The sequence below is a fragment of the Cobetia sp. BMC6 genome (genome assembly GCF_029991385.1).
Lineage (GTDB): Bacteria > Pseudomonadota > Gammaproteobacteria > Pseudomonadales > Halomonadaceae > Cobetia.
Genome location: NZ_JAKUMF010000010.1, coordinates 92,354 through 111,340, shown reverse-complemented (window position 1 = coordinate 111,340; position 18,987 = coordinate 92,354). Strand labels below are relative to the sequence as shown.

Here is an 18,987-nt window from a genome sequence, read left to right as displayed (position 1 = left end):
ACCGCTTAGCGCCGATGGTAGTGTGGAGTTTCTCCATGTGAGAGTAGGTCATCGTCAGGCACTTATACTGAACCGCCCCTGTAGCCTTGCTGCAGGGGCGGTTCTCTTTGTGCGCAGGAAAAGTGGTACGCAGGAAGAGTCGTGTGCGAGACAGAAGCTGCGCTGAGCAAAGAATGCTGAGCAGAGTGAGCTTGCGCTGAGAGCAGTGCTCTAAGAGCGCCCAGGATCAATTGAGAAAGCCCGGCTCCCTCAGGAGTCGGGCTTTTTGCGTTCAATGTGCAAATACGGCATTGAGAGATAGACAGCATGAGGTGCCAGGCAAAATGCCGTAGTCTTTGAGCACGACTCTTCGGTGACGGACTGGGCAATGGATGAGCTGATGTTGGTGGGCGTCATGATGGCGTTGCTGGTACTGGGTGGTTCCTTGATGGGGTGGCTCAGCATGCTGCGCATCAAGGCGCTGGAGCAGCGACTGCGCGACATGGAGGTCAGGCTTGCTCGCGAGCTCCCTGTTCATGGAGCTCCGGTTATGCACACCCCCTTGCGAGAAGGGGGTGTGGACAAATCGTCTGGCGAAGTGCCACCCCTGGAGGGGCTGGCAGCATTCGGTGCAACACCTCCGATCAGCGACTCGCGAGTCGCTGGATCATCCAGTGGCGGCCGCTCTCTGTCCTACCGGCTGCTTCAGCGCTTGTTGCATGGCGCTGCCTCCAGTCGTTCAGGCGAGGTGGGGCAGGGCGCAGACCCCGCAAGCAAGACATCAGAAGTGCTGCCGGGGGGGATGTCACGTCTGCTGACGCTGCTCCAGGAACACTGGATGATTCTTGTGGGTGCCTTGTCTCTGGTGATGGCAGGCATCCTGCTCGTTGGGTACTCCCTTGAGCAGGGCTTGCTGGGGCCGGGGGTACGGCTGGCGTTGGGACTCGGGTTCGGCCTGAGCATGACGGTATTGGCTGAGTGGATGAGGTTGCGTACATCCCAGTCATCGAGTTTGACAGGCGCCGTCAGTGGCGCCGGCAGTCTGGTGCTCGCGGCGAGTCTGTTGGCTGGTCACTTTCTGCTTTCGCTGGTGTCCATGCCGGTTACCTTCGCACTGTTGGCAGCCTTGAGTCTATGGATGCTGGAGCGTGCGCGGCATCACGGGCCGTGGCTGGCAGCATTGGGCATGCTGGGCGGATACGCCCTGCCTTTGGCACTGCCCCTTCACCAGCAGTGGCAGGAGGCCTCAACCTTGCTGTTGCTGGGGCATGTGGGTGTGATCGCGGCGGCATGTCGGGTGCTGTATCGGCAGGTTGCGGTGAGCTGGCTGTATTGGGGCGGTCTGGTGGGGGCGCTCACCTGGTGGTTGCTGTTGATGCCCTTCGGCATCTCCTCTGGCACGACATTGCTGGTGGGGCTGTTGTCTTGGGGGAGTGGTGCCTGGCTGGCCTTGCTGGCGCTGGGTTATCTGTGGGAGCGGGATCCATTCACGGGCGCCGCAGAAAAGAATGGGCGACAAGCGAAGGCCTCACTTGCGGTCTGGTTGCCTTGGCGTGCATCTATTGAGCTGCGTCGGCACTGGCTCGCCGGGGGCCTTGTCTCGGCGAGCGTCGTGCTGGGGCTCTGGCTGCCCTGGCTGGGGGGGCTCGAGCATGGTGTGTCCATTGACGCTTTGGTGGAGCCTTCCGGTATGGGCGGCTCCGGTGTGAGCCAGTGGCATCGGGGGTGGCTGGCTAGCCTCATGCCGATGCTGGTGATTGCCTGGTCTAGTCGGCGCCATGCAGTGCTGTGGTCGATGGTCGTTGCCGGCAACGGGCTCTGGCTGCTGGTGTGGGGGCTTGCTTTGACGGCATCGCATTCGAGCAGCGTGATGTTCAGCCCGTTGATATTGAGTGTCGGTCTGTTGTCGCTGGCGCGTTGGCGGCCGCATCATGATGCGGGTGAGGGAGCAGAGAGGCCGCTTGCAGCCTGTTGGTGGGCATTGGCGACCATGGTGCCGCTGCTGGCGTGGGCTCTGGCACTCTGGCAGGACGTCATGCCATGGTCGACCGAGGCGAGCGATGCAGAGAGGCTGATCAACACAGGGTTGCCGCCATTGATCTGGGGGCTGGTGTGCTGGGCAGGTGCCATGCGTTTTCAGGCGCGTGAAGGTGCTCAGCTTGCCGCTGGGCTGTGGCTGCCCGCGCAGGCCGGGATATTCCTTGCCCTGGTGGCAGTGCTGGAGGGGCCATCGCTGACCCTGGCGCTGGCGCTGCAACTATTGGGTTTGACCGTTTGTGAATGGCGCTGGTATCGCGAGGGTCATATCGCAGGGCGTTCCGTGTTTGCTGAGCTGTCACGCTTGCTGGCGTGGGGCGTCGTGGTTCGCTTGATGTGTGGCGTGGCAAATGACAGCTATGCCGATATCGCGCACTGGCCACTGCAGATATTCCTGCCGGTGCTGGCATGTGTCGCTCTCAACAGTTATGGCATGCGCCATCGCATGCATGTCCAGCGCTGGTTGGAAGGGGTCGTGATACAGCTGGCGCTTGCCACGACCGTGCTGGAGGTTCGCTACCTGCTGACGGATGGTCAGCCTTTCACGGGGCACCTTTCATTCCCGGAGCTGTCCGTGCAGGTGCTGGCACTTGGTGGTGTGGCGGCGGGCTATGCCTGGCGTGCCAGCGGCTCGGTCCAGAATGTCGCCTTGTATCGCACATTGGCCTATGTCGTTGGAGGGCTGGCAGCAGTCATCTGGCTTGCGGGTGTCGTATTGGCGTACAACCCGCTATGGCAGGGGGCTGATGTGGGCCGCTGGCCGCTGGTGAACTGGCTGCTGCCTGCCTATGGTATGCCAGCATTGGGGGCTGTTCTGGTCTGGCACCTTGCGGGGGCCGGCACGCGACTGCGTCATCTCTGCGAGGTGGCGGGGCTGCTGGCTCTTGGTTTATGGATCGGGATGAGTCTGCGACATGTCTGGCATGGATACGCGCTGGAGTTCTGGCACGGGGTCGAGCAGGCTGAACTCTATGCCTACAGCATTTCACTGCTGGCCGTTTCAGCCGTTCTCGTGATCAGTGGTGCGCGGATGGGGCAGTCACATTGGCAGCGGGTGGGGCAGGGGGTGCTGGTGATGACGGTTCTCAAGGTCGTAATCTGGGATACCGCGACGCTGGAGGGGCTGTGGCGTGTAGGGTCATGGTTGGGGCTGGGCAGTGTCCTGATGCTGCTTTCCGCCTTGTTCAACCGCCTGGCGGGGGCGGGAGTGCGTGCCGGGGAGCGGGATTGACGAAAAGAGCGTTATCTTTGGTCGTTGTTCTTGGCTCGCAAGCCCATGAATCCGATAGAATGTGCGCTTTTGCACAGGGGCAGGCCTCCGCATGACCATCCGTGATCTCATTCGTCTACTTGGAGATGGTGGCTACCACTCCGGAGAGGCCCTGGGCGAAGAGCTCGGGGTGTCGCGTACGGCGGTCTGGAAGCAGCTCAAGAAACTTGAGGCGCTCGACATTCCGCTGGAAGCCATCAAGGGGCTTGGCTATCGACTGGCCAACCCCATCGAGTTGCTCGATGGTCAACAGATCATCGAGGCGTTGCCGCGCGAGACTCGCAAACACCTGACGCGCCTGTTCGTCGAGGAGTCGGTGGACTCGACCAATACCTTCATTCGCGAGCGCTTTCGTCAGGGGGCTGGCCATGCCGAGGTCTGTCTGGCTGAGGTGCAATCGGCTGGGCGTGGCCGTCGTGGGCGCGAGTGGGAGACTCCCTGGGGGCGCAGCCTGGTCTTCTCGCTTGGCTGGCGTTTTGAATCAGGTGCTGCATCGCTTGAGGGCCTGAGTCTGGCGATCGGTGTGGCAGTCGCGGAAGTGCTCGAGGCCGATGGGCTGCCCGCGCGCCTCAAGTGGCCCAACGATGTCCTGCTGCAGATCCAGAAGGATCAACCCAAGATAGCCGGCATTCTGGTCGAGGTGACGGGAGATGTATCCGGCCCCTGTGATGTCGTCATCGGTATCGGCATGAATATCGAGTTGCCGGCGTCCCGGCGCGAGGCGATCACTCAACCGGTGGCTGCGGTACGTGACATCATTCCCGGTGCTTCGCGCAATCGCTATGCCGCGCGTCTGATGGAGTCGTTGCTGGCGCTGTTGCCTGAGTTCGAGTCGCAGGGCTTTGCCGGATGGCAGGCGCGCTGGAATGAGCGCAATGCCTTCAAGGGGCGTGATGTGGTCATTCTGCGTGGAGACAGACGAGAAGAAGCCGTGGCAGAAGGTGTCGATATCAATGGAAATCTCGAGGTGCGCATGAATGGCGAAACCATCACTCTCGCCGGTGGCGAGATCAGTCTGCGCGCCGTCTCATGATTCTGGATCTTGATATCGGTAATACCTTGTCAAAGTGGCGTCTCAAGGACACCGTTTCCAGCGAGATCCGCTCACGCGGCGCCGTCTGGACGCGAGAGGAGTGGCGGCCGGGCGAGGACATTCCTGACCTGGATGTCGTCACGGCCGTGCGTATCTCCAGCGTGGCGCGCAAGCAGGTGCTGGATGAGACGGTGGAATTGCTGCGCAAGCAGGTCGGCGTCGTGCATGTCGCGCACTCGACGCGGGAGGCGCTGGGCGTCACCTGCGGCTATGAAGAACCGCAACGCCTGGGCGTCGATCGCTGGTTGGGCGCGCTCGCCGGCCATCATCTTACCGGGGGTTGTTGCAGCGTCGATTGCGGTAGTGCGATCACGGTGGATTTCGTGCTGCCGGGAGGCAAGCATCTTGGAGGCTATATTCTCCCGGGTCTGCGCTTGATGAAGGAAAGCCTCAAGCTGGGCACACGCAATGTGGCCATCGACCCGGATACCGAAGTGGATACGCTGCTGGCGCCGGGGCGCAATACCGTGGAGGCCGTGAATCATGGCATCTACATGGCGGCCGTCAGCGCGGTCAATCGTCTCTATGCCGAGGTCTGCGATCGTGAAGGGGTGGCCTTGCCGCTGCTGCTGACCGGCGGTGACGCGCGGGTAGTGGCGCGCGGTCTGCGGGTGCCGCATGCGCTGTGGCCGGACATGGTGTACGCCGGTCTGGAGGCGCTGTATCCATTGACCGCTGCCGAGCGGGCAGGGCGTCTGTCAGGTGCGCCCGACCAGCCGCGAGTGCCTGATCTAGAAAAACTTCGCTCAGGGCTTGCGCTCACCCAGATGCTTTGACATACTACGTCCCGTTCTGAGGCGATACATTCCCTCAAGCGCTTGAAGTAGAATGAAATCAAGCACTTGACAGCGTATCCCAAGCGACGTAAGATTCGTCGTCACAGATGGTGGGGTTCCCGAGTGGCCAAAGGGAGCAGACTGTAAATCTGCCGCGAAAGCTTCGAAGGTTCGAATCCTTCCCCCACCACCAGATTCGCTTATGATGCCGCGCGCATCAGGGGCAGCAAGAGTTGGAAAGCGGGCATAGTTTAATGGTAGAACCTCAGCCTTCCAAGCTGATGACGCGGGTTCGATTCCCGCTGCCCGCTCCAGTTCATCTCGCCAGTCGAGATTGCGCAAAGGTTTTGCTCGTGTAGCTCAGGGGTAGAGCACACCCTTGGTAAGGGTGAGGTCGGCGGTTCAAATCCGCCCACGAGCTCCATACAACGGAAAGGCGAGTCGTGGTTTGGCTCGTCTTTTTCGTTTCCGACGACCTCCCAGGTCGCGGTCAAAGATAAGGCTTGTCAGTTTGGGTTGTCTCAGCTATGATGGCGCCCGCTGTTCATTCAGCCTTGTTTTTAGTCTCTGGAACACGCAAGTGTTACAGGCCAGTAGCTCAATTGGCAGAGCAGCGGTCTCCAAAACCGCAGGTTGGGGGTTCGATTCCCTCCTGGCCTGCCATCCTTCCCCAGGATGGTATTCGACTTCTTACCGATTCTCGATTCTAGCGATCGCTGCACCCTTGAGGAGTCTCTTTGATGAAACAGAACGCCGAGGTGCAGGAAGCGCGCCACGACGGGTTCAAGTGGTCGGTCGTTGTCATTCTTCTTGTGCTGGCTGTTGCTGGCAACGCCTATTTTGCTGACCAAGCGCTGCTTTATCGCGTGCTTGGCGTCGTCGTGCTTGGTGTTGCAGCGGCTGCTCTGGCGATCACGACCAACAAAGGCCGTGATGTTGTCGAGCTGGCAAGTAGTGCGCGCCGCGAGATCCAGCGCGTCGTTTGGCCGACCCGACAGGAAACTGTCCAGACAACTGCCATCGTGCTGGGTGCCGTGCTTATCGTGGGCCTGTTGCTATGGCTCATCGATACCACCCTCGGCTGGCTGATGTCCGGCATCGTCAGTTAACGGAGTTTCCATGTCCAAGCGTTGGTATGTCATACACGCCTATTCCGGTTTCGAAAAGCAGGTCATGCGTTCGCTCAACGAGCGTGTGAAGCTTTACGCCATGGAAGATCACTTCGGTGAGATTCTCGTGCCGGTCGAAGAAATCGTCGAAATGCGTGACGGCAAGCGCCGCAAGAGCGAGCGCAAGTTCTACCCGGGCTACGTGCTGGTCGAGATGGACATGAATGATCAGTCCTGGCACCTGGTGAATGAAACCCCGCGCGTCATGGGTTTCATTGGCGGAACCCCGGAGAAGCCGGCAGCGATTACCCAGAAAGAAGCCGACGCCATGCTGCGTCGCGTTCAGGATGGCACCGACAAGCCGCGTCCGAAGACTCTCTTCGAGCCGGGAGAGACGGTGCGTGTCATTGATGGCCCGTTTGCCGACTTCAATGGCGTAGTCGAAGAAGTGAATTACGAAAAGAGCCGTCTGCAGGTCAGCGTGCTGATCTTCGGGCGTGCCACGCCGGTGGAGCTCGAGTTCTCCCAGGTCGAGAAGGACTGATCCCAGGATCATCATCTCACCTGTTTGAATACGAGCGTCACGGCAACACGACGGGTCGCCTGAGGCGGCCCGGTTTTACGGGGAGCCGCAAGGCGCTACCACCCATACTGGAGTCCTATCATGGCCAAGAAAGTACAGGCTTACATCAAGCTGCAGGTTGCAGCCGGTAAAGCTAACCCGAGCCCGCCCGTGGGCCCTGCCCTCGGTCAGCACGGTGTCAACATCATGGAGTTCTGTAAAGCGTTCAACGCCGCTACCCAGAACGTCGAGCCGGGTCTCCCGACTCCTGTGGTCATCACTGTCTATTCCGACCGTAGCTTCACTTTCGTCACCAAGACGCCGCCTGCGGCCGTCCTGCTGCTGAAAGCCGCTGGTCTGAAGTCCGGTTCTGGCGAGCCGAACAAGAAGAAGGTCGGTACCGTGACTCGCGCTCAGCTCGAAGAGATCGCGACCACCAAGGAGCCGGATCTGACAGCTTCCAATCTGGACGCTGCTGTTCGCACCATCGCCGGTACTGCCCGTAGCATGGGCCTGAACGTGGAGGGTCTTTGATCATGGCCAAGATTTCAAAGCGCGCCCAGGCGATCAACGCGAAAGTTGAATCCGGCAAGGTCTACAGCGTCGAAGAAGCTGTCGCACTGCTGTCCGAGCTGTCCACCGTCAAGTTCAAGGAGACCATCGAAGTCTCTCTGAACCTGGGTGTTGACCCGCGTAAATCCGATCAGGTCGTTCGCGGCGCTACCGTAATGCCGAATGGCACCGGTAACGAAGTGCGCGTCGCTGTCTTCACCCAGGGTGCCAACGCTGAAGCAGCGAAGGAAGCCGGTGCAGACGTGGTCGGCATGGACGACCTGGCAGAACAGGTCAAGAAAGGCGTGATGGACTTCGACGTCGTCATCGCTTCTCCGGATGCCATGCGCGTTGTCGGTCAGCTGGGCCAGATCCTCGGTCCGCGCGGCCTGATGCCGAACCCGAAGGTCGGCACCGTGACGCCTGACGTCGCGACTGCCGTGAAGAATGCCAAGGCTGGTCAGGTACGTTTCCGTACTGACAAGAACGGCATCATTCACGCCGGTATCGGCAAGATCGACTTCAGTGCAGACTCCATTCAGGGTAACATTGACGCCCTGGTGGCCGAAGTCAAGAAGCTGAAGCCGAGCACTTCCAAGGGTGTCTACCTGAAGAAGATCACCCTGTCCAGCACCATGGGTCCGGGCCTGACTGTCGATCACGCCAAGTACGCGTAAGGCAGTCTCAGAATGTTTCACTTTGCGGTCCCCGTGCTCAGCCGCGGGGCGCCGTCAAAGACCGCAGGCGCTGGCCTTGTCATCTCGGTGACGGGGCCGGCTTAATCGCGCCGCGATGCTTGCATTGCGCGTAGCCTGCGCAGATGGTGTCCCAGCCTTGCTGGTGGCAGCCATCCTCCAAGACTCTCCCGCGCAGTTCTGGTGAGAGAGATGGTAAACCACTGGGGAATTCGTTCCCCGGCACGAAATGGAGTCAACACCGTGGCTTTAGGTCTCGAAGACAAGAAGGCAATTGTTGCTGAGGTCAGCGAAACCGCCAAGGGTGCTCTCTCCGTAGTCGCTGCCGACTCTCGTGGTGTGACTGTTGGTGCAATGACCGAATTGCGCAAACAGTGCCGCGAAGCGGGCGTCCAGCTGCGTGTTGTTCGCAACACTCTGGCTCGTCGCGCGCTGTCCGGTACCTCTTACGAGGTGCTGAACGAGTCCTTCGTCGGCCCGACTCTGCTTGCATTCTCCATGGAACACCCGGGCGCTGGCGCTCGTCTGTTCAAGGAATTTGCCAAGAAGGTCGAGGCGTTCGAAGTCAAGGCATTGGCCTACGAAGGCGAGTTCATCCCGGCGGCGAATATCGACCGTCTGGCATCTCTGCCGACCCGCGATGAAGCACTGTCCAAGCTGCTGTCTGTCATGAAGGAAGCTTCTGCAGGCAAGCTGGTCCGTACTATCGCAGCACTGCGCGATCAGAAGGAAGCCGAAGCTGCCGCGTAAGCAGCGCTTTGACCTCCTGGCTGTCTCGTGCAGCCTGATTCGATTTCCGTTTGACCGAGCATCTTTGCTCCGCAAAGTTTAGGATTGCTAAAATGGCACTGACCAAAGAAGACATCATCAACGCCGTCGCTGACATGACCGTCATGGAAGTGGCTGAGCTGATCGAAGCAATGGAAGAGAAGTTCGGCGTTTCCGCCGCTGCCGCCGTCGTCGCTGGCCCGGCCGCTGCTGGTGAAGCCGCTGAAGAACAGACCGAGTTCGACATCGTTCTGACTGCTGCTGGTGACAAGAAAGTCAACGTCATCAAGGCTGTGCGTGAACTGACTGGCCTGGGTCTGAAAGAAGCCAAGGCAGCTGTCGACGGCGCTCCGGCCACCCTGAAAGAAGGTGTGAGCAAGGAAGACGCTGAAGAAGCGAAGAAGAAGCTGGAAGAAGCTGGCGCGTCCGTGGAACTCAAGTAACTCGTGTTCCAGGCTGCGCACGCTGCGTAAGCTTCCTGGCTGGTGGCGGACTCCGCCACCAGCCTTTTTCTGTTGCAAGACGAATTATGACGGCGAGCCAGCCCGCAAGGGAGGCTTGCCGTCCGCGCCTGATGGACATCGCCGCGCCATCAGGTATGAGCCGACCACGCATCGGTCACCCAAGGTGAACAAGCTGGGGAATACAGATGGCTTACTCATACACTGAGAAAAAACGCATCCGCAAGGATTTTGGCAAACTGCCCCAAGTGATGGATGTGCCTTACCTGCTGGCCATCCAGCTTGATTCCTACCACGACTTTCTCCAGCAGGACAGGGCGCCAGAACAGCGCCTGGAAGTCGGCCTTCACGCTGCCTTCAAGTCCGTGTTCCCGATTGCCAGCTTCTCTGGCAACGCAGCGCTCGAGTATGTCAGCTACCGCTTCGGTACGCCGGCGTTCGACGTCAAGGAATGTCAGCTGCGCGGAGTCACTTACTCTGCACCGCTGCGCGTGAAAGTGCGCCTGATGATCTATGACAAGGAATCGTCGAACAAGGCGATCAAGGACATCAAGGAGCAGGAAGTCTACATGGGGGAAATCCCCCTGATGACAGAGAACGGTACCTTCGTCATCAATGGTACCGAGCGTGTCATCGTGTCACAGCTGCACCGCTCGCCGGGTGTGTTCTTCGACCACGACAAGGGCAAGAGCCACTCGTCCGGCAAGCTGCTGTACTCCGCACGTGTGATTCCTTACCGCGGTTCCTGGCTGGACTTCGAGTTTGATCCGAAGGACAACGTCTACGTCCGTATCGACCGTCGTCGCAAGCTGCCGGCTTCCGTTCTGCTGCGTGCCATGGGCATGACCAGCGAAGAGATTCTCGGTACGTTCTTCGACACCACGATGTACCACATCGAGCGCAGCGGCTTCTCCGTTGAGCTGGTGCCGGCACGTCTGCGTGGCGAGACCGCCGCCTTCGACATCAAGGATGCCGACGGTAGCGTGATCGTGGAGGAAGGTCGTCGTATTACACAGAAGCACGTCCGTCAGATGGAAGCCTCCGGCCTCGAGCGTCTCGAAGTGCCGATGGACTACCTGTATGGCAAGGTGCTGGCCAAGGATCAGATCGATCCGGCCACTGGTGAGCTGGTCTGTGAAAGCAACAGCGAGATCACTCCGGAACTGCTGGAGAAGATGGCTCAGGCCAAGATCACCCAGTTCGAAGTCATCTACACCAACGACCTGGATTGCGGTCCCTTCGTGTCCGATACCCTGAAACTGGATACCACGCGTAACCAGCTCGAGGCATTGGTCGAGATCTACCGCATGATGCGTCCGGGCGAGCCGCCGACCAAGGACGCAGCCGAGTCACTGTTCCAGAACCTGTTCTTCAGCGAAGACCGCTACGACCTGTCGGGCGTGGGCCGCATGAAGTTCAACCGTCGCCTGCGTCGCGAAAGCGATACCGGCAGCGGTGTGCTCGATCAGGACGATATCCTGACCGTCATGAAGGAGCTGATCAGCATCCGTAACGGCAATGGCGATGTCGATGACATCGACCACCTGGGGAACCGTCGTATTCGCTCTGTGGGCGAAATGGCGGAAAACCAGTTCCGTGTCGGTCTGGTCCGCGTCGAGCGTGCGGTCAAGGAGCGTCTGTCCATGGCCGAGAGCGAAGGCCTGATGCCGCAGGATCTCATCAACGCCAAGCCGGTCGCGGCGGCGGTGAAGGAATTCTTCGGTTCCAGCCAGCTCTCCCAGTTCATGGATCAGAACAACCCGCTGTCCGAAGTGACGCACAAGCGCCGTGTCTCCGCGCTTGGCCCGGGTGGTCTGACCCGTGAGCGCGCCGGTTTCGAAGTTCGTGACGTTCACGCCACGCACTACGGTCGTCTGTGCCCGATCGAAACGCCGGAAGGCCCGAACATCGGTCTGATCAACTCGCTGGCGACCTACTCCAAGACCAACAGCTATGGCTTCCTCGAGACGCCGTACCGCAAGGTCGTGGATTGTCAGGTCACCGACGATGTCGTCGATCTGTCCGCGATCGAGGAAGGCGATTTCATCATCGCCCAGGCCTCCGCGACCGTCGACGAGAACGGCCGTCTGGTCGACGACCTCGTCCAGGTTCGTCACCGTGGCGAGACCACCTTCATGGCGCCGGAAAAGGTCACCATGATGGACGTGTCTCCGCGTCAGGTCGTCTCTGTCGCTGCGGCACTGATCCCGTTCCTCGAGCACGATGATGCCAACCGCGCCTTGATGGGTGCGAACATGCAGCGTCAGGCCGTTCCGACTCTGAAGGCTGACAAGCCGCTGGTCGGTACCGGTATGGAGCGCTTCGTGGCGCGTGACTCCGGCGTCTGCGCCGTGGCACGTCGTGGCGGCGTCATCGATTCCGTCGATGCCAAGCGCATCGTCGTACGTGTGCGGGAAGAAGAGATCATCGGCGGTGAGGCCGGCGTTGATATCTACAACCTGACCAAGTACGTGCGCTCGAACCAGAATACCTGTCAGAACCAGCGCCCGATCGTGCGTCCTGGCGACGAAGTCGCCATCGGCGACATCCTGGCCGACGGCCCGTCCGTCGACATGGGGGATCTGGCCCTGGGTCAGAACATGCGCCTGGCGTTCATGCCCTGGAATGGCTTCAACTTCGAGGATTCCATCCTGTTCTCGGAGCGTGTGGTGCAGGAAGATCGCTTCACCACCATCCACATCCAGGAACTGACCTGTGTCGCGCGTGACACCAAGCTCGGGCCGGAAGAAATCACTTCCGATATCCCGAATGTCGGCGAATCCGCACTCTCCAAGCTGGATGAGTCCGGTGTCGTCTACATCGGTGCCGAGCTGAACCCGGGCGACATCCTGGTCGGCAAGGTCACGCCGAAGGGCGAGACCCAGCTGACGCCGGAAGAGAAGCTGTTGCGTGCCATCTTCGGCGAGAAGGCGTCCGACGTTAAGGACACCTCTCTGCGTGCCCCGACCGGCATGAAGGCCACCGTCATCGACGTTCAGGTCTTCACCCGTGACGGCGTCGAGAAGGATCAGCGTGCGCTCTCCATCGAGCAGATGCAGCTGGCCGAGGTCCGCAAGGACCTGCAGGAAACCTACCGCATCGCGGAAGAGGCGACCTTCGAGCGTATGCAGCGCAACCTGGTCGGTCAGGCCGTCAACGGTGGTCCGAAGCTCAAGAAGGGCGACGTGCTGACCGATGACTACCTGGAAGCACTGCCGCGCCAGGAGTGGTTCAAGCTGCGTCTGCAGGACGAGTCTCTCAACGAACTGCTGGCTCAGGCCGATGAGCAGCTCGAGATCCGTCGTCGCGAGATGGACGAGCGCTTCGAAGACAAGAAGCGCAAGCTCACCCAGGGGGATGATCTGGCACCGGGCGTGCTCAAGATCGTCAAGGTGTACGTCGCCGTGAAGCGTCGTATCCAGCCGGGTGACAAGATGGCCGGTCGTCACGGTAACAAGGGTGTCATCTCCGCGATCATGCCGGTCGAAGACATGCCGTTCGATGGCAATGGCGAGTCGGTTGACGTCGTGCTGAACCCGCTGGGTGTACCGTCGCGCATGAACGTCGGTCAGATCCTCGAGACCCACCTCGGCATGGCCGCGCGTGGTCTGGGTGTGAAGATCGAGCACATGCTGCGTGAAGAGCGTGCCGAGCAGGTCAAGCAGATCCGCGAATTCCTCGACAAGGTGTACAACACCGTCGGTGGTCGCCAGGAAGACCTCTCCGTGCTCAGCGATGATGAAATCATCACCATGGCGCACAACCTGAAGAAGGGCGTGCCGATGGCTACGCCGGTCTTCGATGGCGCCAAGGAACACGAGATCAAGCAGTTGCTCACGCTGGCCGGTATCCCTGATTCCGGACAGATGGACCTCTACGATGGCCGCACCGGCGAGAAGTTCGATCGCAAGGTGACCGTCGGTTACATGTACATGCTCAAGCTCAACCACCTGGTGGATGACAAGATGCATGCGCGTTCGACCGGCTCCTACTCCCTCGTCACGCAGCAGCCGCTGGGTGGTAAGGCGCAGTTCGGTGGTCAGCGCTTCGGTGAGATGGAGGTCTGGGCCCTCGAGGCGTACGGCGCTGCCTACACCCTCCAGGAGATGCTCACGGTCAAGTCCGATGACGTGGAAGGCCGTACCAAGATGTACAAGAGCATCGTAGATGGCGATCACACCATGCAGGCGGGCATGCCCGAATCCTTCAACGTGCTGGTGAAGGAAATCCGCTCGCTGGGTATCGACATGGAGCTGGAAGGCTGACGCCGAAAAGCCACAAGTATTGACGGTCCGCAAAGCCTGGTGTCAGCAGCCAGGCTTTGCCCATGACAACTCCGCAACGGAGCGACCCATGAAAGATTTGGTGAAAGTTCTCAAATCGCAGGCGCAGTCCGAAGAATTCGACGCCATCAAGATTACCCTGGCGTCTCCGGACATGATTCGCTCGTGGTCTTTTGGTGAAGTGAAGAAGCCTGAAACCATCAACTACCGGACATTCAAGCCGGAACGTGATGGTCTTTTCTGTGCCAAGATCTTTGGCCCGGTGAAGGACTACGAGTGCCTGTGTGGCAAGTACAAGCGGATGAAGCATCGCGGCATCATCTGTGAGAAGTGTGGCGTTGAAGTGACCAAGGCGGCAGTGCGTCGTGAGCGTATGGCTCACATCGAACTGGCGAGCCCGGTCGCGCATATCTGGTTCCTGAAGTCTCTGCCGTCCCGTATCGGCATGCTGCTCGACATGACTCTGCGTGATATCGAGCGCGTGCTGTACTTCGAAAGCTTCGTGGTCATCGACCCGGGCATGACGACCCTCGAGAAGGGGCATCTGCTCAACGATGAGCAGTACTTCGAAGCGCTGGAAGAATTCGGTGATGATTTCGACGCCCGCATGGGTGCCGAGGCCATCAAGGCGCTGCTCGAGGACATCGAGCTGGAAGAAGAGGTCGAGCGCCTGCGTGAAGAGATTCCGCAGACCAACTCCGAGACCAAGATCAAGAAGCTGTCCAAGCGCCTCAAGCTGCTGGAAGCCTTCTATTATTCCGGCAACAAGCCGGGCTGGATGATCATGGAAGTGCTGCCAGTGCTGCCGCCGGACCTGCGTCCGCTGGTACCGCTGGACGGCGGCCGCTTCGCGACCTCGGATCTGAACGATCTGTATCGTCGTGTGATCAACCGCAACAATCGCCTCAAGCGTCTGCTCGACCTCAATGCGCCGGACATCATCGTGCGCAACGAGAAGCGCATGCTGCAGGAATCCGTGGATGCACTGCTCGACAACGGTCGTCGCGGTCGCGCCATCACCGGTTCCAACAAGCGTCCGCTGAAGTCGCTGGCCGACATGATCAAGGGCAAGCAGGGTCGTTTCCGTCAGAACCTGCTGGGCAAGCGTGTCGACTACTCCGGTCGTTCCGTCATCACCGTCGGCCCGACCCTGCGTCTGCACCAGTGTGGTCTGCCGAAGAAGATGGCGCTTGAGCTGTTCAAGCCGTTCATCTACGCCAAGCTGCAGGCCTCCGGTCACGCCAGCACCATCAAGGCCGCCAAGAAGATGGTCGAGCGCGAAGCCCCGGAAGTCTGGGATTTCCTCGCCGACGTCATCCGCGAGCATCCGGTGCTGTTGAACCGTGCCCCGACTCTGCACCGTCTGGGTATCCAGGCGTTCGAGCCGCTGCTGATCGAAGGCAAGGCCATCCAGCTGCACCCGCTGGTCTGCGCTGCGTACAACGCCGACTTTGACGGTGATCAGATGGCTGTCCATGTACCGCTGACGCTGGAAGCCCAGCTGGAAGCGCGTGCGTTGATGATGTCGACCAACAACGTGCTGTCGCCGGCCAACGGCGAGCCGATCATCGTGCCGTCCCAGGACGTCGTGCTGGGTCTGTACTACATGACCCGCGAGAAGATCGGTGCCAAGGGTGAGGGCATGGCCTTCGCGAATCTGGGTGAAGTCGAGCGTGCCTTCGGCACGCACAGCGCTCACCTGCACGCGATGGTCAAGGTCCGTCTGACCGAGACACTCAAGGATGAAGAGTCCGGCGAGCTGTACGAGAAGACGTCCCTGCACGACACTACCATCGGTCGCGCACTGCTGTTCCGCATTCTGCCGAAGGGCATGCCGTTCGAGCTGATCAACCAGGTGATGAAGAAGAAAGCCATCTCCGGTCTGATCAACGAGGCGTACCGTCGTGTCGGTCTGAAGGACACCGTCATCTTCGCTGACCAACTGATGTATACCGGCTTCCGTCTCGCGACCTGGTCCGGCGCCTCCATCGGCGTCAACGACTTCGTCATTCCGGACGCGAAGAAGGTCATCATCGACGCGGCTGAAGACGAAGTGAAAGAGATCGAAGACCAGTTCTCCTCCGGTCTCGTGACCGCGGGTGAGAAGTACAACAAGGTCATCGATATCTGGGCGCGTGCCAACGACCGTGTCGCCAAGGAGATGATGGCAGGTATCTCGAAAGAGACCGTCGTCAACTGGAAAGGCGAAGTGGTCAATGACGAAGACGGCAAGCCGATGGAGCAGGACTCCTTCAACAGCGTCTTCATCATGGCCGACTCCGGTGCGCGTGGTTCCGCCGCACAGATTCGTCAGCTGGCTGGTATGCGTGGCCTGATGGCCAAGCCGGATGGCTCGATCATCGAGACGCCGATCACCGCCAACTTCCGTGAAGGTCTGAACGTACTCCAGTACTTCATCTCTACCCACGGTGCCCGTAAGGGTCTGGCGGATACGGCACTGAAAACCGCCAACTCCGGTTACCTGACCCGTCGTCTGGTCGATGTTGCCCAGGATCTGGTCATCACCGAAGCGGATTGCGGTACTCAGGAAGGGCTGATCCTGCACCCGGTCATCGAGGGTGGCGACATCATCGTCCCGCTATCCCAGCGTGTGCTGGGTCGTGTCGTGGCGCAGGACGTGGTGGATCCGGTCTCTGATGAGGTCCTGATCGCACGCGGCACGCTGCTCGACGAAGCCTGGTGTGCACAGCTTGATACCATGGGTGTCGATGAGATCGTCGTGCGTACCACCATCGCCTGTGAAACCGTGCACGGTGTCTGCTCGGCCTGTTATGGCCGTGATCTGGCACGTGGTCATCAGGTGAACGTCGGTGAGGCCATCGGTGTCATCGCGGCACAGTCCATCGGTGAGCCGGGTACCCAGCTGACCATGCGTACCTTCCACATCGGTGGTGCCGCCTCGCGTGCCTCTGCCGTGGACAGTGTTCAGGTCAAGCATGGCGGCAGTGTGCGTCTGCACAACATCAAGTCGGTCGAGCGTGCCGATGGCAAGCTGATCGTCGTCTCGCGTTCCAGTGCGCTGGCTGTCGCGGATGATCATGGCCGTGAGCGCGAGTTCTACAAGCTGCCTTACGGTGCCGAGCTGTCCGTGCGTGATGGTGACAAGGTCGAGTCCGGTCAGGCCGTCGCCAAGTGGGACCCGCACACTCACCCGATCGTTGCCGAAGTGGCGGGTCAGGTGCAGTTCACTGACATGGAAGATGGTCAGACCATCAACCGTACCACCGACGAGATGACAGGCCTGTCCTCCATCGAAGTCATCGAGAGCGCCTCGCGTCCGTCCGCGGCACGTGACAAGCGTCCGATGATCATGCTGGTGGATTCCAGTGGCAAGCATGTGACACTGCCGGGCTCCAACACGCCGGTCCAGTACCTGCTGCCGGGCAATGCCGTGGTATCCGCCGAGAATGGCGCGGCCGTCGGCGTGGGTGACGTCATCGCACGTATCCCGATGGAGGCGTCCGGTAACAAGGACATCACCGGTGGTCTGCCGCGTGTTGCTGACCTGTTCGAGGCGCGTCGCCCGAAAGAGCCGGCCATCCTGGCCGAGATCTCCGGTACCGTGACCTTCGGCAAGGAAACCAAAGGCAAGCGTCGTCTGACCATCACACCGGTGGAAGGTGATCCGTTCGAGCTGTTGATCCCGAAGTGGCGCCAGATCAGCGTCTTCGAAGGTGAAACGGTCGAGAAGGGTGAAGTCATCTCCGATGGCCCGAGCAACCCGCACGATATCCTGCGTCTGCTCGGTGTTGCGGAAATGACCAAGTACATCACCACCGAAGTCCAGGAGGTCTATCGCCTCCAGGGTGTCGGCATCAACGACAAGCACATCGAAGTCATCGTGCGTCAGATGCTGCGCAAGGTCGAAATCACCGATTCCGGCGATTCCACCTTCATCACAGGCGACCAGGTGGAATACGCCCGCGTCGTCGAAGAAAACATGCGTCTCGAGGCCGACGGCAAGTTCCCGGCCAAGTTCGATCGCATCCTGCTCGGTATCACCAAGGCGAGCCTGGCAACTGAATCGTTCATCTCCGCGGCGTCCTTCCAGGAAACCACGCGAGTTCTGACCGAGGCATCTGTCACCGGCAAGCGCGATTATCTCCGTGGTCTGAAGGAGAATGTCGTTGTCGGTCGCCTGATTCCGGCGGGTACTGGCCTGGCCTATCATGACGAGCGTCGTCGCCGTCGCGATGGCCTGCCGCTCGCACCGGCCCCGTCGGCACAGGACGTCGAGCAGGAATTGGGCGCACAGCTCACTGCCCTCGACGCGGACGACGACGACCTCTGAGGTCTTGCGCCCCGCCGTCTCTGACGGCGGGGTTGACGCCCTTGTGGCCCAAGCCCTAGAATATGCAGCCTTTAACAGTAGGGCAGGTGCATCCTGCCCTGTTGTTGGAAGGCAGTACAACCCATTGGAGCAAGCAAATGGCAACCGTTAACCAGCTCGTGCGCAAGCCGCGCAAGCGTCAGGCGTCCAAGAGCGACGTCCCTGCGCTGCAGGCATGTCCGCAGAAGCGTGGCGTGTGTACCCGTGTATACACTACTACCCCGAAGAAGCCGAACTCCGCACTCCGTAAGGTTTGCCGTGTTCGCCTGACCAACGGCTTCGAAGTCACTTCATACATCGGCGGTGAAGGTCACAACCTTCAGGAGCACTCTGTTGTTCTGATCCGTGGCGGTCGTGTGAAGGATTTGCCGGGTGTCCGTTACCACACCGTTCGTGGTGCACTGGATACCTCTGGCGTGCAGAACCGTAAGCAGGGCCGTTCCAAGTACGGCGCCAAGCGTCCGAAGGCGTAATTCAAAGTTTAACATCGGTCTGATAAGAGTAAGGTCGGGCGTCGCGTCCAACGCGAGGCGTCCCGGGTTTACCTGAAGGACCCTTCTACTGAGGGCTTATCATGCCTAGAAGACGTGTAGCAGCTAAGCGCGAAATCCTGCCGGATCCGAAGTTCGGAAGCGAGCGCCTGGCCAAGTTCATGAACCATCTGATGATCAGCGGCAAGAAGTCTGCAGCTGAGCGCATCGTTTACGGTGCTCTCGATCGTGTTGCCGAACGCTCCAATGACGAGCCGCTGGACCTCTTCGACAAGGCGCTGGAAGCCATCCAGCCGATGGTCGAAGTGAAGTCCCGTCGTGTTGGTGGTGCAACCTACCAGGTGCCGGTTGAAGTTCGTCCTTCCCGTCGTCAGGCACTGGCCATGCGTTGGCTGGTGGACGCTGCGCGCAAGCGTGGCGAAAAGACCATGGTGCAGCGCCTCTCTGGCGAGATCCTGGATGCCGCTGAAGGCAAGGGTTCTGCTGTGAAGAAGCGTGAAGACGTGCACCGCATGGCAGAAGCCAACAAGGCCTTCTCCCACTACCGCTTCTAAACAACG

General features: G+C 60.1%; 13 protein-coding genes and 4 tRNA genes. All 17 read left to right on the top strand.

All coding sequences use genetic code 11. The annotated features are described in order from the left end of the window. The first annotated feature begins 367 nt into the window (after positions 1–367). The gene (locus tag MKZ40_RS15135; RefSeq protein WP_348994702.1) at positions 368–3,247 is read left to right on the top strand and encodes a DUF2339 domain-containing protein; all 2,880 of its coding nucleotides are present in this window, start codon (positions 368–370) and stop codon (positions 3,245–3,247) included. Between the two features lie 91 nt (positions 3,248–3,338). Next, on the top strand, positions 3,339–4,319 hold the full coding sequence (locus tag MKZ40_RS15130) for a biotin--[acetyl-CoA-carboxylase] ligase (protein ID WP_043334904.1): 981 nt from the start codon (positions 3,339–3,341) through the stop codon (positions 4,317–4,319). Beyond that, positions 4,316–5,155 carry a type III pantothenate kinase gene (locus tag MKZ40_RS15125; protein WP_175090305.1) on the top strand — a complete coding sequence of 280 codons (840 nt, stop codon included), beginning with the start codon at positions 4,316–4,318 and terminating at the stop codon, positions 5,153–5,155. The genes MKZ40_RS15130 and MKZ40_RS15125 overlap by 4 nt, the downstream gene beginning before the upstream one ends. Positions 5,156–5,264: 109 nt before the next feature. Next, positions 5,265–5,348: transfer RNA gene (locus MKZ40_RS15120), tRNA-Tyr, on the top strand. A 47-nt stretch (positions 5,349–5,395) separates the two neighbouring features. Beyond that, positions 5,396–5,469 (top strand) — tRNA-Gly (locus MKZ40_RS15115). 35 nt (positions 5,470–5,504) lie between these two features. Next, positions 5,505–5,579 (top strand) — tRNA-Thr (locus MKZ40_RS15110). Positions 5,580–5,742: 163 nt separating this feature from the next. Further along, positions 5,743–5,818: transfer RNA gene (locus MKZ40_RS15105), tRNA-Trp, on the top strand. Positions 5,819–5,895: 77 nt separating this feature from the next. Then, positions 5,896–6,264: a preprotein translocase subunit SecE gene (gene secE, locus MKZ40_RS15100; RefSeq protein ID WP_043334897.1), complete on the top strand. Its 369-nt coding sequence runs from the start codon at positions 5,896–5,898 to the stop codon at positions 6,262–6,264. Positions 6,265–6,274: 10 nt separating this feature from the next. Beyond that, on the top strand, positions 6,275–6,808 hold the full coding sequence (nusG, locus tag MKZ40_RS15095) for a transcription termination/antitermination protein NusG (RefSeq protein WP_175090306.1): 534 nt from the start codon (positions 6,275–6,277) through the stop codon (positions 6,806–6,808). A 120-nt stretch (positions 6,809–6,928) separates the two neighbouring features. Then, the gene (gene rplK / locus MKZ40_RS15090; RefSeq protein ID WP_043334893.1) at positions 6,929–7,360 is read left to right on the top strand and encodes a 50S ribosomal protein L11; all 432 of its coding nucleotides are present in this window, start codon (positions 6,929–6,931) and stop codon (positions 7,358–7,360) included. A gap of 2 nt (positions 7,361–7,362) precedes the next feature. Continuing rightward, positions 7,363–8,055, top strand: coding sequence for a 50S ribosomal protein L1 (rplA, locus tag MKZ40_RS15085; RefSeq protein WP_175090307.1), 693 nt, complete (start codon positions 7,363–7,365; stop codon positions 8,053–8,055). A gap of 261 nt (positions 8,056–8,316) precedes the next feature. After that, a complete protein-coding gene (rplJ, locus tag MKZ40_RS15080) occupies positions 8,317–8,823 on the top strand; it encodes a 50S ribosomal protein L10 (protein ID WP_043334888.1) in 507 nt (168 codons plus the stop codon). 92 nt (positions 8,824–8,915) lie between these two features. After that, entirely contained in the window at positions 8,916–9,284 is a 369-nt protein-coding gene (gene rplL, locus MKZ40_RS15075) for a 50S ribosomal protein L7/L12 (protein WP_043334886.1), read from the top strand. Positions 9,285–9,490: 206 nt separating this feature from the next. Further along, positions 9,491–13,567 carry a DNA-directed RNA polymerase subunit beta gene (gene rpoB / locus MKZ40_RS15070; protein ID WP_043334884.1) on the top strand — a complete coding sequence of 1,359 codons (4,077 nt, stop codon included), beginning with the start codon at positions 9,491–9,493 and terminating at the stop codon, positions 13,565–13,567. An 88-nt stretch (positions 13,568–13,655) separates the two neighbouring features. Beyond that, positions 13,656–17,897: a DNA-directed RNA polymerase subunit beta' gene (gene rpoC / locus MKZ40_RS15065; RefSeq protein WP_175090308.1), complete on the top strand. Its 4,242-nt coding sequence runs from the start codon at positions 13,656–13,658 to the stop codon at positions 17,895–17,897. A 137-nt stretch (positions 17,898–18,034) separates the two neighbouring features. Continuing rightward, positions 18,035–18,409, top strand: a complete 375-nt coding sequence (gene rpsL / locus MKZ40_RS15060; protein ID WP_043334880.1) for a 30S ribosomal protein S12 — start codon at positions 18,035–18,037, stop codon at positions 18,407–18,409. A 101-nt stretch (positions 18,410–18,510) separates the two neighbouring features. Continuing rightward, complete coding sequence (rpsG, locus tag MKZ40_RS15055) at positions 18,511–18,981, top strand: 30S ribosomal protein S7 (protein ID WP_043334878.1); 471 nt, start codon at positions 18,511–18,513, stop codon at positions 18,979–18,981. Positions 18,982–18,987 lie beyond the last annotated feature (6 nt).